Source organism: Streptomyces sp. Ag109_G2-15 (assembly GCF_900215565.1).
Classification (GTDB): domain Bacteria; phylum Actinomycetota; class Actinomycetes; order Streptomycetales; family Streptomycetaceae; genus Streptomyces; species Streptomyces diastatochromogenes.
On record NZ_OCNI01000001.1, the window covers coordinates 5,527,198 to 5,542,045 of the forward strand.

The window sequence follows — 14,848 nt, forward strand, 5'->3', positions numbered from 1 at the left end:
GACTCAACCCCCTAGGAAAGGAACGGCCAGTGCGGCAGAGCACCGGACGTCACCGCAGGACGCGCACCCTCTCGATCGCCGCCGCGGTGGCCGTCGCCGCGGGGGCCGGCGGCGTCTACCTCGGCCTGTCGAACGGCGGCGCCCAGGCCGCCACGACCACGGTGACCGTGTCCACCACCGCCCAGTTGGAGTCGGCCGTCAAGAACGCCGCCGCCGGTACTGTCATCCAGGTGCGGGGCGGCACCTACTACCCGACAGCCACCCTCAAGTCCACGGCCAGCGGTACCAGTTCGAACCGCATCACGCTCCAGGCGTACGGCAGTGAGACGGTGAAGATCGACGGCTCCAAGCTGCCCGCCGGCTCCTGGCTCACCGGGATCTACGGCAGCTACTGGACCGTGCAGAACCTCACCTTCCAGAAGTCCCCGGCCCAGGGCTTCGTCGTCACCTCCTCCACCGGAGGGGTCTTCAAGAACCTCGTCACCGCGAACAACGGCGACTCCGGGTTCACTCTGCGCGGCGACAACACCGTGAACAACCTTGTCCAGAACCTGGACAGTTACGGCAACTACGACGCCTCCGGGCACGGCCAGAACGCCGACGGCATCGCCATCAAGTTCGGCTCCGGAACCGGCAACAAGGTCACCGGCGCCCGCCTCTACAACAACTCCGATGACGGCCTCGACCTGTGGCAGTTCTCCTCGCCGGTCACCATCGAGCACTCCTGGGCCTTCGGCAACGGCAGGAACCGCTGGAACGACTCCGCCTTCGAGGGCAACGGCAACGGCTTCAAACTGGGCGGCGGGGGCGCCTCGGTCGCCCACGTCGTCAACAACGACGCGGCCTGGGACAACAGCCTCAACGGCTTCACCGAGAACTCCAACACCGGCGCGGTCGCGCTGAACCGCAACACCGCGTACGCCAACGCGCAGGCGGGGTTCTTCTTCGAGACGGGCAAGGCTCGGCTGGCCCGCAACCTCGCCGTGAGCAACAAGGGCGGCCTGTCCAAGCTGAGTTCGCACACCGTGTCCGCTGCCAACAACTGGGACAGCGGCGTCAGCACCCCGTCCTTCAAGTCGACCGACGCCGCGACGGCGTACGGTGCTCGGAAGTCGGACGGCTCTTTGCCGGCCACCACCTTCCTCACCACGGGGTCCACGACGATCGGTTCCACCATGAACTGACCGTGGTGCGCGAACGCCCCCGCCGGTCGTCACCGGCGGGGGCGTTCCTTCTGCTGACCGAGGGGGGCTCAGGCCAGCAGGTCCAGGCAGTCGAACGACGTGCCCGCGCTGAGGTAGGCCGTGCCGCCCGAACCGCTCACGATGTTGATCTTCAGGACGTTGTACTGCGAGGTGTCCGTCTTCCAGGCACTGGAAGGGACGCTGAACGTGAAGGTGTGGTTGTTCCCGCGGTACGAACCCGTGGTGAGGGAACGTGTCTCGGGCTGGGTGGGAGCCGAGGGGATGGCCGAGACCCAGTCGTTCACGCTCACCCGCGGCCGCCCGTTGGAGAACGCGTCCGTCACCCCGACCCGCAGCGTGTGCGCCGCGGCGGCCTGTGCCTTGGTCAGCTTGAAGTAGACGAGGATGCCGTCGTTGACGTCCTTCCACAGGTACGCGGGGAAGGACGCGGCCTCGCTGCCGCTGCCGATGGTGACGTTGCCGGTCCACTTCGCGGCGCGGCCGTCGGACGGGTGCGCGTACGTCATCAGCTTGGCGTTCTTGAACTCGCCGGGCGTGCCGTCCCAGTCGCCGAGCCGCCAGACGGCTGGGGCGGTGGAGGGGTCACCGGTGATGCTCAACGTGTGCAGGGTGGTCGTACCGCCCGCCGTGACCTTCACCGACTCCGTGTGCACGGCCAGTTCGTTCTTGTGGACGGTCAGGGTGTACGTCCCCGGGAGCATCCCCGTGCAGGAGAAGGCACCCGTGCCGGCCGCCGCCTTCGCCCAGTACTGCGCGTCCGCGTTGGCGAAGCCCACGGTGTAGTCGTACTTCGCGTCCATGCCCTTCAGGCCGACGCCCGCCACCTTGCCGCGGCCCGCCTTGCCGACCCAGCCGGTGATGCCGAGGCCGTCCACCCAGGAGGTGTCGAGCTTGTCGTGGAAGAGCGAGGACGAGGGCGTGCCGCCGTCCGTGAACGCGATGACGTACGGGCCCTGGAGGCCGAAGCGTTCCGCCTCCGTCTGGGCCTCGTTGTAGTGCAGGATCTCGTAGAGGGCCGCCCCGCCCTCGTTCGAGTGCCGCAGCAGCGAGCGGTAGAAGGGGCCGCCGGAGGCCTTCTCGTGGTGGGAGCGGACCAGCCAGAGGCCGACCGAGCCGGTGGTGAAGCCGACGTGGTCGTAGTCGATCGTCCGCTTGCCCGAGTAGTGCTTGGAGTGGGTGGTGCCGTCCGGGCTCTTCCAGACGTCGCCCGCCTCGATGATCTTGTCCCGTGTCGAGTCCCAGGCGTCCGAGCCCGTGTTGGGGAACATGCCGGGCCTGATGCGGACGATGTAGCGGGTCGCGGTGAAGGAGGCGTCCGCCTTGTTCGTCCACAGGTAGACGTTGTTCTGGCCGCTGCGGGCCGCGTACCACTGGGTGATCGCCCCGTGCACGGCCTTGATCAGGATCGTCGAGCCGGTCTGCCTGATCGTGACGGTGGACGCGCCGAGGCCGGACTCGACGTGCGAGTGCTTGCCGCCGTAGCCCTCGTACTCCTTGCCCTTGTAGACCAGGGACGTGATGTCGCCGGTCGACTTGGAGACCTTGAAGACGAGGGAGGAGCCGGTGTCGACGACGTAGTTCCTGCCGTCGTCCTGGTAGCCGAAGGTCGCGGCGGACGCGGACGAGAGAAGGCCGGCGCCTCCCGCGACGGCGGCGCCGGTGGCGGCGACGCCGATCGCGGAGGCTCCGAGCACCCGTCTGCGGGTGAGGTGTCTCTTGTGCGTGCTCAAGGGGCGAGATCCCGTCGTACTTGAATTTTCACTCAGCTGCAGGGGAAGAGGGAGCCGTGCGCTTCCTGGTTGCCGCCGCCGAGAGAAGGGTTGCCGCCCTCTTCGAGATTCTTTACGAGTCGCCCTCGCCGTCCGTGTGCGCCGCGAAGTCGCCGCCCACCGCGCGCTGCTCGCCGTCCGCCGTGGCCGTGACCGAGTAGCTGTCGTCCTTCGCGTCCCGGCCGCCGCGCTCGTGGTTGTACTGCCCGGCGAACACCCACTCGCCCTTGGGGACCGTACGGCCGTCCTTGAGTACCCACGTGTAGACCAGGAAGCCGTCCTGCTCGCCGACCGTGAGGGTGAAGTCCTGCTCCGGCAGCGAGCGCCAGGCGCCGGCCGAACTCACCCCGCCGGTCTGGGAGACCTTCAACTGCACGGTGAGGGAGGTGAGCTGCTCGCTGGTCTTGAACGTGACGTTGCTCTGCGCCCAGAAGTCGTTGCTGTGCGGGTCGACCGAGCCGTCCGACCACAGCGGGCCGTCCGTCTCGCCGTCGGCGGGCGGCAGCACGGAGGCGGAAGGGGAGGGGGAGGCCGGCTGGGACGGGGAGTCGCTTGCCTTGGGGGACTCCGGGGCCCTGCTCGGCGTGCGGTGCGCCGGCGGCGCGGGCGCCTTGCTCGTCGCGTCCGGCGACGGGGTGGGTGTCGGCGAGACCGTGACCGTCTGCTGGGCGGGAGTGTCGTCCTTCACCGCGGACGCCACCGCGTAACCACCGATCGCCAGCATGCCCGCGACCGCGGCCGTGGCGCTCACCACCCGGGCCCAGCCCCACACGAGCGGACGCGTCTGGCGGTGACCGGAGCGACCCCGCTCGGCGCTCATGCCCCGCTCGATCCGGGCCAGCATGCGGGCCCGGTCCGGCTGGTGCGCCTCGGCCGCCTCGTGCAGCCGGGCGCGCAGCTCGTCGTGCACGTCCTGCTGCCTCATCGGATCCGTCCTCCGGTCTCGCCGCCGCGTGCCATCGCCGCGTGCACCTTCTGTGGAACGCCCCGGGAGCCGAGAATCCGCTGCAGCTCGGCCATCCCCTTGGACGTCTGGGACTTAACCGTACCCACGGAAACACCCAGGGCGAGAGCGGTGTCCTTCTCCGACAGGTCGAACGCGTGCCGCAGCACCACACACGCCCGTTTACGGAACGGCAGCCTGCGCAACGCCTCCTGTACGTCGACCACGCCCGCTATGTCGGGGTTCTCCGTCTTCTCCTCACGCTGCGACCAGAACAGGGAGATCCGCCGGCGCTCACGTACGGCGCTGCGGATGCGGGTGCGCGCGAGGTTGGCGACGACTCCACGGGCGTAGGCCACCGGGTGGTCGGCCGCGCGCACCCGGTCCCAGCGGTGCCACAGGGCGAGCAGCGCGTCCGCCGCCAGATCGTCGGCGGCGTCCGCCTCGCCGGTCAACAGGTGGGCGAGACGGGCCAGTTCGGCGTAGTGCCGTTCGAAGAAGGCATGGAACTCCACGGAGGCTGCGTCGTCGACGACAGTGCCCACGGGGGACCTCTCTGTGCGTGTCATGTGAATGACATGTGATCGTCCGGGGGTGGCCGGAACGAGATCGGGAAGCGTAGCAGTGATCAAGAGCCTGGTTCGTACGGGGGCTCGAACACCGTATGAAAGACCGAACCCGATTCCGTAACACGGGGAAAACCTGAAACGGGTTCAACGCGGGAACAATCCAGCCAGCATCCGCACACGCTCAACAGGCAACGAGGAGTACGACCATGTCCGAGACGCAGAAGGTGGAACAGCGGCCGGGCGCCGCGCCACCTGCCGCGAACAGCGTCGACCGGTACTTCAGAATCTCCGAGCGGGGATCGACCTTCGGCCGGGAGATACGCGGCGGCTTCGCCACGTTCTTCACCATGGCCTACATCCTTGTCCTGAATCCGATCATCCTGGGCAGCGCCAAGGACAAGTTCGGCCATTCCCTCGACACCGGCCAACTCGTCACCGCAACCGCGCTGGTGGCCTGTGTGATGACGATCATCATGGGCGTCGGCGGCAACCTCCCGCTCGCCATCGCCGCCGGCCTCGGCCTCAACGCCGTCGTCGCCTTCCAGTTGGCCCCGCTGATGAGCTGGTCCGACGCGATGGGCCTGGTCGTCCTCGAAGGCCTGATCATCTGCCTCCTGGTCCTCACCGGACTCCGGGAGGCGATCATGAACGCGATCCCGCAACAGCTGAAGCAGGCCATCGGTGTCGGCATCGGCCTGTTCATCGCCTTCATCGGCTTCGTCGACGCCGGGTTCGTCAGCCGCATCCCGGACGTCGCGAACACCACCGTCCCGGTGCAGCTGGGCGCCGTCGGCCGCCTCACGGGCTGGCCCGTCCTCGTGTTCTGTCTCGGCGTCCTGCTGACCATCGCGCTGCTCGCCCGCAAGGTGAAGGGCGCGATCCTCATCAGCATCGTGACGATGACCGTCGTCGCGATCGTCATCAACGCCGTCGCCGACATCAAGAGCTGGGGCCTGACCACCCCGAAGGTCCCGGACAAGATCGTCGCCGCCCCGGACTTCGGGCTCGTCGGTCACTTCAGCCTGTTCGGCGGCTTCGCCAAGGCCGGCGTCCTCACCGCCGTCCTGCTGGTCTTCACCCTCATCCTGTCCGACTTCTTCGACGCCATGGGCACCATCGTCGGCATCAGCGCCGAGGCCGGACTGCTCGACGAGAAGGGGCAGGTGCCCGGCATCGGCCGTGTGCTGTTCATCGACGGCGCTGCCGCCGTCGCCGGCGGTGTCGGCTCCGCCTCCTCCAACACCGCCTACATCGAGTCCGCGGCCGGCGTCGGCGAGGGTGCCCGCACCGGCTTCGCCAACCTGGTCACCGGCGGCCTCTTCGGCCTCGCGCTCTTCCTCACCCCGCTGCTCACCATCGTCCCGCTGCAGGCGGCGGCGCCCGCGCTGATCGCGGTGGGCTTCCTGATGATGACCCACGTCAAGCACATCGACTGGGACAAGTACGAGATCGCCATCCCGGCGTTTCTGACCATCGCCGCGATGCCGTTCACGTACTCGATAACCGATGGCATCGGGGCGGGGTTCCTGGCGTACGTGCTCATCAAGACGGTGCTGGGGAAGGCGAAGGAGGTCAACTGGCTGCTGTGGGGGGTTTCGGCGCTGTTCCTGGTGTACTTCGCGATTGATCCTGTGGAGCAGCTCCTCGGAGTGAAGTGAGCAGTGAGGGGGCAGTCCCCCTGGACTGCCCCCTCACCGGGATCACTTGAGTGCCGCCTGCATCATCGCCTTGGCCACCGGCGCCGCCAAGCCATTGCCGCTGACCTCCGACCGCGCCGCGTCCGACTGCTCCACCATCACCGCGACGGCGACCTCCTTGCCGCTGCTGTCGGACTTGCCGTACGAGGTGAACCAGGCGTACGGCGTCTTGCTGTTGTTCTCGCCGTGCTGGGCGGTACCCGTCTTGCCGCCGACGGTCACCCCGTCGATCAGCGCGTTCGTACCGGTACCGTCCTTCACCACCGTCTCCATCGCCGACTGCAACTGCTCGGCGGTGGAGGAGCTCACGATCTCCTTGGTGTCCGCGCTGTCGTCGTAGTCCTTCAACACATCACCGCCACTGTCGGTGATCTGCGACACCATGTGCGGCGAGACCAGCTTGCCGCCGTTGGCTATGGCCGCGGACACCATGGCCATCTGGAGCGGGGTGGCGGTGACATCGAACTGGCCGATGCCCGACAGCGCCGTCTGCGCCTTGTCCATGTCCGAGGGGTACACGCTCGCGTAGGCCCGCACCGGCACGTCCAGCTCGTCGTCGTTGAAGCCGAACTTCTCGGCCATCGCCTTCACCTTGTCCTGCCCGAGGTCGACGGCCATCTTGCCGAAGACGTTGTTGCAGGAGTAGCGCAGCGCGACCCGGATCGGGGCGTTCTCGCACGGGGCCGACTTGTTCTCGTTCTCCAGCGGGCGTGTCGTGCCCGGCATGACGTACGGGTCGGGACTGTCGGTGTGCTCGTCCACGTTCTTGTACAGCCCGTCCTCCAGCGCGGCCGCCGCCACGACCAGCTTGAACGTCGAGCCCGGCGGCAGCGGCTGGCGCAGCGCCCGGTTGGTGAGCGGCTTGTCCTTGTCCGCGTTGAGCTTCTTCCAGGCCGCCCCGGCCGTGTTCGCGTCGGTGAGCTGCCCGGGGTCGTACGACGGAGTCGACACCACGGCGAGGATCCGGCCGGTCTTCGGGTCGACTGCGACGGCCGCGCCCTTGTTGCCGCCGAGCGCGTCGTACGCCGCCTTTTGCACGGCCGGGTCGATCGTGGTGAGCACGTTGCCCGGGTCGGAGCGCTCACCGGTGACCGTGTCCAGCACGCTCTTGAGCTGGTTGTCCGTGCCGTTGAGGAGATCCTTGTAGATGCCCTCCAGCTGGGTCGGAGCGTAGGCCTGCGAGGCGTAGCCCGTCACCGCCGCGTACAGCTTGCCGTTCTGGTACGTCCGCTTGTACGCGAGGTCGCTCCCCTTCGTCCGCGCCGAGCCGGTGATCGCGTCCCCGGCCACGATGATGTTCCCGAGCGGCCGTGAGTACGTCTCGATCACGTTCCGCCGGTTGTCGTTGTCGTCCGCGAGGGCCTTGCCGTCGTAGAACTGCACCCAGGTCGCCCTGACCAGCAGGGCGAGCACGAGCAGCAGCGCGAAGACGGACGCCCGCCTGATCGTCTTGTTCATCCCGCTGTGAAGACGATCGAGAGGGGGATGACCGTTCCCGTACGTCCGCTTTTCTCATCGTACGTTCAGGAAACCGGCCTCGTACGCCGCGATCACCGCCTGTGTCCGGTCCCGGGCACCCGTCTTGGCCAGCACCGCCGCGACGTGCGACTTCACGGTGGCGGGGCCGACGTCCATGCGGCGGGCGATCTCCGCGTTGGTCAGCCCGGCGGCCATGTGCCGCAGCACCTCGCTCTCCCGCCCCGTGAGCCTGCTCACCCACGCCGGGGGCGCGGGCGCCTGGCGGGCGTGCTCGGCCGCGAGGGCCCGTACGGCCGACGGGAACAGCAGGCTGTCGGTGTGCGCGACCAGCCGTACCGCCTGGACGAGGGCGTCGGCCTCCGCCCGCTTCAGCAGGAACCCGGCGGCTCCGGCGCGCAGCGCGTCGTACACGTAGGAGTCGTTCTCGAAGGTGGTCACGACCACGACCCGGGGCGGCTCGTCCAGGGTGGCGAGGATCTGCTCGGTGGCCCGGATGCCGTCGACCTCGGGCATACGGACGTCCATCAGCACGACGTCCGGGCGCAGCTCCCGTACGACGGACACGGCCTCGGCTCCGGTCGCCGCCTCGCCGACCACCTCCAGGCCGGGCTCGGCGGAGAGGATGGCCCGCAGGGCGGTGCGGACCATGCGCTCGTCGTCGGCGAGGACGATCCGGATGGCGGGCCGGCCCGTGCCCGCCCTTTCGTCGGTCACGTGGATCCCTTCAGTGGAAGTCGGACGTGCAGGCGCCAGGTGCCGCGCTCGGCCCCCGCCCGGGAGGTGCCGCCGAGCAGCCGTACCCGGTCGGCGATGCCGCGCAGGCCGTGGCCGCCGCCGGGGCGGGGAGCGGGGCAGGGGCCGAGGGGGTTCTCGACGGTGATGTCGAGGTGGCCGTCGGCGGTGGCGATGCGGAGGGTGACCGGTTCGCCGGCGTGCTTGAGGGCGTTGCTCAGGCCTTCCTGGACGATCCGGTACGCCTCCCGGGAGACCAGCGGGGGCAGGGCGGTGGGGCCGGTGTCGACCGTGGCCGTCACGCGCTGCCCGGCCGCCCTGGTCCGGCGCAGCAGTCCGTCCAGGTCGGCCGCGAGGGTCGGGGCGGGGGCGGTGCCCGGTGTGTCGCCGTCCCGCAACACACCCAGTACGGCGTCCAGTTCGCCGACCGTGCGCCGGGTGGTGTCCTCGATGGCGGCCAGTGCCTCGCGGACGAACTCCGGGTCGGTGTCGAGGACCCGGCGGGCGGCGCTCGCCTGCAGGGTGACGGCGCTCAGCGCGTGTCCGACGGAGTCGTGCAGCTCGCGGGCGAGCCGGTTGCGTACGGCGAGGTCGGCGGCGCGGGCCTCGGCCGCGGCGATCCGGTCCGCGGGGCCGGGCCCGAGCAGGGCGGGCGCGCAGTGCGCGAGCAGGGCCCCGCAGGCGGCGGCGCAGGCGGCGAGGGCGACCAGCATGGCCAGGCCCGCGACCGGGGAGAGGGCCAACGCCCAGGTGTGGTCGAGGCCTTCGGGAAGTTCGAGACCGCCGAAGGACGGCTGGACGAGCAGGGGCAGCAGGATCAGCATCACCGCGAACGGCGGCAGGGCCAGCGACATCCCCGCGAGGATCCCGCCGAGCCCCAGATGCAGCGTGAACCAGGCGGCCGTACGCCCCCGTTCGGACCGCGTCCGGGCCGGTCCGTGCGCGAGGGCGTCCGCGTCGATGCCGCACAGGGCGCGGGCGGCGCCGGCCTCCAGCGGCCGGGTCAGCGGGAAGAGCGAGGTGACGGCGGCGAGCGGCAACCCGACCGCGAACGAGCCGAGTTGCAGGGGCAGGGACCCGAACACGTCGTTCACGCCGGTGAGCGGTCCGACGACCACCGAGCCGACGAGGACGTACGGCATGGCGAGCGCCCCACCCAGGATCAGATGGATCCAGCGGCGCCGGGCCCGCCCGCCGAACAGGAGTCCCCACGCCCGGGTCACCGAGGGGTCCTCGCCGAACGGTCCGCGAAGTGGTGGGCGGCGACGGTCGCCACGAGCAGGCCGACGATCATCTGGACAGCGTAGGTGAGGCTCATCGCCGGTGTCGGGCGGTCGGCGAGGTCGTGGGAGGTGACCAGGGCACCGAGCGCCATCCAGCCGCCCCAGCAGGCCACCGCCCCGGAGCCGACCCAGGCGAGGGCGAGCGGCACGGTGACCGGCAGCGGGCGGCCGCGGCGGAAGGCGAGCTGCCAGGCGCCGGTGACGGCGGCGACGAGGAAGCCGACGTAGACGACCTCCATCAGCCGGCCGCCGCTGATGTTCCGCCCGCCCGTGAACCCACAGGCCCACAGCAGCCGCAGCGTGCCCGGGACGAGCGCGAGCAGCGCCGCCGTCACGGCGGTCACCCGCTGCGCGGCCACCGTGCCGTGCGGGGGCAGCTCCCACACCCGCCCCCGCCACAGGTACCCCCACCGCTCGCGGGCGTACCCGACGAACAGCGCGCCCAGCGCGAGCCCCTGCACGATGAACCCCCCGTACACGACCCCGAACACCCACCCGTCGAGGAACGGCCGGTCGTCACCGCTGTCCGTACCCCCGTGCACGACCATCTGCAGCGGGAACCCCACCATGATCGGCGCGAGCAGCCCCGTGGCGACCCACATCGGCACCGCGAGCACCCAGGCGGGCACCCGCCGCCCCCACGCCTGGGTCAGCAACAGCGCCAGCACGACGACAGCGGCGTCCATGAGCACGGTGAGCCCGTTGGCCAGAGCCATCACCACCCGGTGCTCCAGCAGCGGACTCCCGTCCGGGATACCGAGATGACTCCCGGAGATCCAGGCGAGCTTGAGGGACAGGTAGGGCAGACAGGCGACGATGGCCACGAGGCGCAGTACAGGGTGTCGCCGCAGGTCGGTGACGGCGGCAGCGGTTGAGGAGGTCATGCCTCAACGCTCCCGCGCCGCCCGCGCGTTCACCTCGTGCGCGAAGACGATCCGGCTCCGCCGGACGGGGGAGGCTCACTCCTCCAGCGTCAGCACCACCTCGTCGATCTCCGCACCGCGCCCGTTGGCGAACCCCCGCGCCCGCGCGCTCACCCGGAATCCGCACTTCTCCAGCACCCGTAGCGATCCGGCGTTGTCGGCGGCGGCCCGGGCGTACAGCGGGCGTTCGGGCACCTCCGCGAGCAGGGCGCGCAGGGCCGCCGTCGCCACGCCCCGCCCCCAGTACGCCCGCTCGATCCAGTACGTCACCTCGCGCTCGCCGGGCTCCCCGTAGACCGCCGCGCTGCCCACCACGGCGCCGTCGGCCAGGACCGTGCGCAGCACGTCGGGGGAGGCCCGGATGCGCCTCCAATGGGCGTCGAAGGCAGCCCTGTCGGCAGGGTCCTTCGGACCGAACGCGGCCATCCGGAGGGCCGTGGGGTCGGTCATCTGCCGGAAGAAGACCGGCAGATCGCTGTCCTCGACGGCACGCAGGGCGATCTCCATGGGCCACAGCCTAGGCGCCTGCCACGGGCCGAATCCAGGTACTTACAGCCGTCGCGTCGCCAGCGTCAGCCGGTCCCTCGCGTCGAACAGGGCGTCCTTGATCATCTGTTCGTGGGCGGGGGTCAGGCGGGCCACCGGGACCGAGCAGCTGATGGCGTCGCGGGCGGGGGTGCGGTACGGGATCGCCACGCCGAAGCAGCGCAGGCCCAGCGTGTTCTCCTCGCGGTCCACGGCGAAGCCCTGTTCGCGGACCTGGTGGAGTTCCTCGATCAGCTTCTCGCGGTCGGTGATGGTGTGCTCGGTCAGGGCCGGGAGGGTCTCCGGGAGGAGCTTGCGGACCTGCTCGTCGGTGTGGGTGGCGAGCAGCGCCTTGCCGAGGGACGTGGAGTGGGCGGGCAGCCGGCGGCCGACACGGGTGAAGGGGCGGAGGTAGTGCTGGGACTGGCGGGTGGCCAGGTAGACGACGTTCGTGCCGTCCAGGCGGGCCAGGTGGATCGTCTCCGTGGTGTCGTCGGAGAGGCGGTCCAGCGTCGGGCGGGCCGCCGCCACCACCTCGTCGCCGTCGATGTACGACGTGCCGACCAGCAGCGCCCGCACCCCGATGCCGTACCGCGTCCCCGTCGCGTCCGTCTCCACCCAGCCCAGCTCCACGAGCGTGCGGAGCAGCATGTACAGGCTGGACTTGGGGTAGCCCACGGCCTCCTGGACGGCCGCGAGGGAGTGCATACCGGGCTTGCCGGCGAAGTACTCGAGCAATTCAACGGTCCGCACCGCGGACTTGACCTGCGCCCCGCCGCCTGTCTCGCCTGCCGACATATCGCCCCTGACCCCTTCGTTCGACGAGGACCTAGATATATAGTCTCCGAGCAGCAAGTTCATCATCAGAGACAGTGTTCAGTATATCGAACGCGGCTGATGGTTGACCCAGGAATTGCGGCCTTACTTGGAGGGACCCGCGGTGGCAGCAGCACCAGTCTGGAGTGTCGACCCGCGCACCGGGAAGCAGCGTGAACAGGTTGCGGTGGAGGCCACAGCCCAGGAGGTGGACGCGGCCGTCAGGGCGGCACACGCCGTGCGCGGTGCCCTCGCCGACCGGACCGTCCGCTCCGCCTTCCTCCGCTCGGCCGCCGCGGGCCTGGACGCGGCCAAGGACGGCCTGATCGAGACCGCCGACGCCGAGACCGCCCTCGGCCCGGTCCGGCTGACCGGCGAACTCGCCCGTACGGCGTACCAGTTGCGGGCCTTCGCCGACATCGTCGACGAGGGCGCCTTCCTGGACGTCATCATCAACCACCCCGACGACACCGCCACCCCGCCCATCCCGGACCTGCGCCGCTACAAGGTCCCGCTGGGTGTCGTGGCCGTCTACTCCGCCTCCAACTTCCCCTTCGCCTTCTCCGTGGCGGGCGGCGACACCGCGAGCGCGCTGGCCGCGGGCTCCCCGGTGGTCGTCAAGGCCCACCCCGACCACCCGGCCCTGTCCGAGCTGGTCGCCAAGGTGCTGCGCCGGGCCGCCGCCGAGCACGGCATCCCCGAGGGCGTCGTGGGCCTCGTGCACGGCTTCGAGGCGGGCGTCGAGCTGATCAAGCACCCGCTGGTCGCCGCCGCCGGCTTCACCGGTTCCGTACGCGGTGGGCGCGCCCTGTTCGACGCGGCCGCCGCACGCCCGGCGCCGATCCCGTTCCACGGTGAGCTGGGCTCGCTGAACCCGGTCGTGGTGACCGAGGCGGCGGCGGCCGAGCGGGCGGAGGCCATCGGCTCCGGTCTCGCCGGGTCCATGACGCTGGGCGTCGGTCAGTTCTGCGTCAAGCCGGGCCTGGTGCTGGTGCCGTCCGGCGCGGCGGGCGACGGCCTGGTCAAGGCGCTCACGGACGCCGTCAGCGACACCGACGCGGGTGTCCTCCTCGACCACCGCATGCGGGACAACTTCGTCGCGGGCGTCGCCGAGCGTGCGCAGCTGCCCGAGGTGGACTCGCCGGTCACGCCGGGCGCGGGTGGCGAGCACACGGTCAGCGCGGGCTTCCTCACGGTGCCGGCGAGCCGGCTGGCCGAGGAGGGGGCGTACGACCTGCTGCTGGAGGAGTGCTTCGGGCCGGTGACCGTGGTGGCCCGGTACGAGGACCAGGCTGAGGCGACGGCGGTGCTCTCCCGGCTGCCGGGCAACCTCACGGCGACCGTCCAGCTGTCGGCCGAGGAGGCCGCCGGCGAGGGCCGGGGCGCCGAGATCCTCGCCGAGCTGACCCCGCTGGCCGGGCGGGTGCTGGTGAACGGATGGCCGACGGGCGTGGCCGTGGCTGCGGCCCAGCACCACGGCGGTCCGTACCCGGCGACCACCTCCACGTCCACCTCCGTGGGCGGTACGGCCATCGAGCGGTGGCTGCGGCCCGTCACCTACCAGAACGCCCCGGAGGCCCTGCTGCCGCCGGAGCTTCGGGACGACAACCCCCTGGGCCTTCCCCGGCGGTTCAACGGGAGCCTCGAGCGCTGAACCCGTTCGCGGGACGCAAGAACGACAACCTGGGACACTCGCGCAATGGACGTAGAACTTCCCGAACTTCCCTTCCCGCTGCGCACCTACGGACCCGACGGCAACTGGTCCTACGAGGGGGGTGTGCTCACCGGATGGGCCGGACCCCGGCAGGATCGGTTCGTCACGCCTACCGGAGAGGCCCTGGAGCCCGCCTCCGACGCGCCCCGGCTGCTCGGGGCGCCCGACGGTGACTTCCAGCTGATAGCCCGGGTCACCGTCGGGTTCGGCGCGGCCTTCGACGCCGGAGTGCTCTACGTCCACGTCGGCGAACGCGCCTGGGCCAAGCTCTGTCTGGAGTACTCCCCGGACGTGCCCACCGTCTGCACGGTGGTCACCCGGGGACACTCCGACGACGCGAACTCCTTCGCCGTGGAGGGCAGTTCGGTCTGGCTGCGGGTCAGCCGGACCGGACGGGCCTTCGCCTTCCACGCCTCCCGGGACGGCGAGCGCTGGACCTTCGTCCGGCTCTTCACCCTCGGCGAGGAGAAGGAGACCGACGCGGCCCTGATCGGCTTCATGACCCAGTCGCCGATGGGCGAGGGGTGCGTGGTGACCTACGACCACATCGAGTTCCGGCCCGCCTGGCCGGACGACCTGAGAGACGGCAGCTGAGCCGAGGGGCAGGGCGGGGTACGGAACCGGGGCCGGTGCTCGTACGTCCTCCGTTGCATGATCAGTGAACGCGTGAACGGTGCCCTGGTGCTCCGCACCGCCCTGCCCGCCGAGGCCGAGGTCATCGCCGATCTGCATGTCCGGGCGCGCTCGACCTATTACCCGGACGGGCTCCCGCAGGCCGACTTCGACTGGGTCGAGGCCTGGAGAGGTTCCATCGAGCGCCCCGAGGCACATGTGCTGTGCGCCGTGGAGCGGGGCCGGATCGTCGGCATCGCCTCCTTCCGCACTCCGGAGGGCGCCCCCACCGAAACGGTCAAGCTGTTCCAGTTCCACGTCGACCCGGGCCACTGGCGCGCCGGTATCGGTACGGCCCTGCACGCGGCCTGTGTGGAGGAGTGGCAGGTCGACGGCAAGCGGACGGCCGTACTCGACGTCCATACGGACAACGCGCGAGCCCAGGCCTTCTACGCCCGCCAGGGCTGGATCCCCGACCCGGAGAACCCGCCGGCCGAGGGCGACCACCACCTCTTCCTGCGCTTCTCCGTGCCCGGGAATGAACGTCGCTGATTGAAGGTTCAGGTACTGGGCGGAGAGAG

At 70.4% G+C, this 14,848-nt stretch carries 14 protein-coding genes; 5 read left to right on the forward strand and 9 right to left on the reverse strand.

All coding sequences use genetic code 11. From position 1 onward, the window contains the following. Positions 1-29 precede the first annotated feature (29 nt). Complete coding sequence (locus CRP49_RS24835) at positions 30-1,184, forward strand: right-handed parallel beta-helix repeat-containing protein (RefSeq protein ID WP_097255383.1); 1,155 nt, start codon at positions 30-32, stop codon at positions 1,182-1,184. Between the two features lie 68 nt (positions 1,185-1,252). Here the strand turns inward: CRP49_RS24835 and CRP49_RS24840 are convergent, their stop codons facing one another. From CRP49_RS24840 to CRP49_RS24850, 3 genes are all read right to left on the reverse strand, one after another. Continuing rightward, positions 1,253-2,935, reverse strand: coding sequence for a rhamnogalacturonan lyase B N-terminal domain-containing protein (locus tag CRP49_RS24840; RefSeq protein ID WP_097255384.1), 1,683 nt, complete (start codon positions 2,933-2,935; stop codon positions 1,253-1,255). 112 nt (positions 2,936-3,047) lie between these two features. Continuing rightward, positions 3,048-3,899: a hypothetical protein gene (locus tag CRP49_RS24845; protein WP_097255385.1), complete on the reverse strand. Its 852-nt coding sequence runs from the start codon at positions 3,897-3,899 to the stop codon at positions 3,048-3,050. Next, on the reverse strand, positions 3,896-4,462 hold the full coding sequence (locus tag CRP49_RS24850; protein WP_097255386.1) for a SigE family RNA polymerase sigma factor: 567 nt from the start codon (positions 4,460-4,462) through the stop codon (positions 3,896-3,898). The genes CRP49_RS24845 and CRP49_RS24850 overlap by 4 nt, the downstream gene beginning before the upstream one ends. 230 nt (positions 4,463-4,692) lie before the next feature. Between CRP49_RS24850 and CRP49_RS24855 the strand changes: the two genes are divergently transcribed. Further along, the gene (locus tag CRP49_RS24855; RefSeq protein WP_097255387.1) at positions 4,693-6,144 is read left to right on the forward strand and encodes an NCS2 family permease; all 1,452 of its coding nucleotides are present in this window, start codon (positions 4,693-4,695) and stop codon (positions 6,142-6,144) included. Between the two features lie 42 nt (positions 6,145-6,186). Here the strand turns inward: CRP49_RS24855 and CRP49_RS24860 are convergent, their stop codons facing one another. The 6 genes from CRP49_RS24860 to CRP49_RS24885 form a co-directional block, all read right to left on the reverse strand. Then, the gene (locus tag CRP49_RS24860; protein WP_097255388.1) at positions 6,187-7,641 is read right to left on the reverse strand and encodes a penicillin-binding protein 2; all 1,455 of its coding nucleotides are present in this window, start codon (positions 7,639-7,641) and stop codon (positions 6,187-6,189) included. Positions 7,642-7,695: 54 nt separating this feature from the next. After that, positions 7,696-8,376 (reverse strand): response regulator transcription factor, encoded by a 681-nt coding sequence (locus CRP49_RS24865; protein ID WP_306459749.1) that lies wholly within the window; start codon positions 8,374-8,376, stop codon positions 7,696-7,698. Beyond that, entirely contained in the window at positions 8,373-9,617 is a 1,245-nt protein-coding gene (locus CRP49_RS24870) for a histidine kinase (RefSeq protein ID WP_257033484.1), read from the reverse strand. The genes CRP49_RS24865 and CRP49_RS24870 overlap by 4 nt, the downstream gene beginning before the upstream one ends. Further along, positions 9,614-10,561 carry a hypothetical protein gene (locus CRP49_RS24875; protein WP_097255389.1) on the reverse strand — a complete coding sequence of 316 codons (948 nt, stop codon included), beginning with the start codon at positions 10,559-10,561 and terminating at the stop codon, positions 9,614-9,616. Before CRP49_RS24875 ends, CRP49_RS24870 begins: the two co-directional genes overlap by 4 nt. 75 nt (positions 10,562-10,636) lie before the next feature. Next, entirely contained in the window at positions 10,637-11,107 is a 471-nt protein-coding gene (locus tag CRP49_RS24880; protein WP_097255390.1) for a GNAT family N-acetyltransferase, read from the reverse strand. Between the two features lie 42 nt (positions 11,108-11,149). After that, positions 11,150-11,923: an IclR family transcriptional regulator gene (locus CRP49_RS24885; RefSeq protein ID WP_067313156.1), complete on the reverse strand. Its 774-nt coding sequence runs from the start codon at positions 11,921-11,923 to the stop codon at positions 11,150-11,152. A gap of 142 nt (positions 11,924-12,065) precedes the next feature. Here CRP49_RS24885 and CRP49_RS24890 point away from each other — a divergent pair, with 142 nt between their 5' ends. The 3 genes from CRP49_RS24890 to CRP49_RS24900 are packed head-to-tail and all read left to right on the forward strand — an operon-like array spanning position 12,066 to position 14,819. Next, positions 12,066-13,595, forward strand: a complete 1,530-nt coding sequence (locus tag CRP49_RS24890) for an aldehyde dehydrogenase (NADP(+)) (protein ID WP_097255391.1) — start codon at positions 12,066-12,068, stop codon at positions 13,593-13,595. Positions 13,596-13,640: 45 nt separating this feature from the next. Beyond that, on the forward strand, positions 13,641-14,249 hold the full coding sequence (locus CRP49_RS24895) for a DUF1349 domain-containing protein (protein WP_097255392.1): 609 nt from the start codon (positions 13,641-13,643) through the stop codon (positions 14,247-14,249). 57 nt (positions 14,250-14,306) lie between these two features. Beyond that, complete coding sequence (locus CRP49_RS24900; RefSeq protein ID WP_179851744.1) at positions 14,307-14,819, forward strand: GNAT family N-acetyltransferase; 513 nt, start codon at positions 14,307-14,309, stop codon at positions 14,817-14,819. Positions 14,820-14,848 lie beyond the last annotated feature (29 nt).

Coding starts and splice junctions, on each gene's coding strand:
- CRP49_RS24845 (WP_097255385.1), bottom strand. CDS start 3,899: ATGAGGCAGCAGGACGTGCACGACGAGCTGCGCGCCCGGCTGCACGAG.
- CRP49_RS24855 (WP_097255387.1), top strand. CDS start 4,693: ATGTCCGAGACGCAGAAGGTGGAACAGCGGCCGGGCGCCGCGCCACCT.
- CRP49_RS24860 (WP_097255388.1), bottom strand. CDS start 7,641: ATGAACAAGACGATCAGGCGGGCGTCCGTCTTCGCGCTGCTGCTCGTG.
- CRP49_RS24875 (WP_097255389.1), bottom strand. CDS start 10,561: ATGACCTCCTCAACCGCTGCCGCCGTCACCGACCTGCGGCGACACCCT.
- CRP49_RS24880 (WP_097255390.1), bottom strand. CDS start 11,107: ATGGAGATCGCCCTGCGTGCCGTCGAGGACAGCGATCTGCCGGTCTTC.
- CRP49_RS24885 (WP_067313156.1), bottom strand. CDS start 11,923: ATGTCGGCAGGCGAGACAGGCGGCGGGGCGCAGGTCAAGTCCGCGGTG.
- CRP49_RS24895 (WP_097255392.1), top strand. CDS start 13,641: ATGGACGTAGAACTTCCCGAACTTCCCTTCCCGCTGCGCACCTACGGA.
- CRP49_RS24900 (WP_179851744.1), top strand. CDS start 14,307: ATGATCAGTGAACGCGTGAACGGTGCCCTGGTGCTCCGCACCGCCCTG.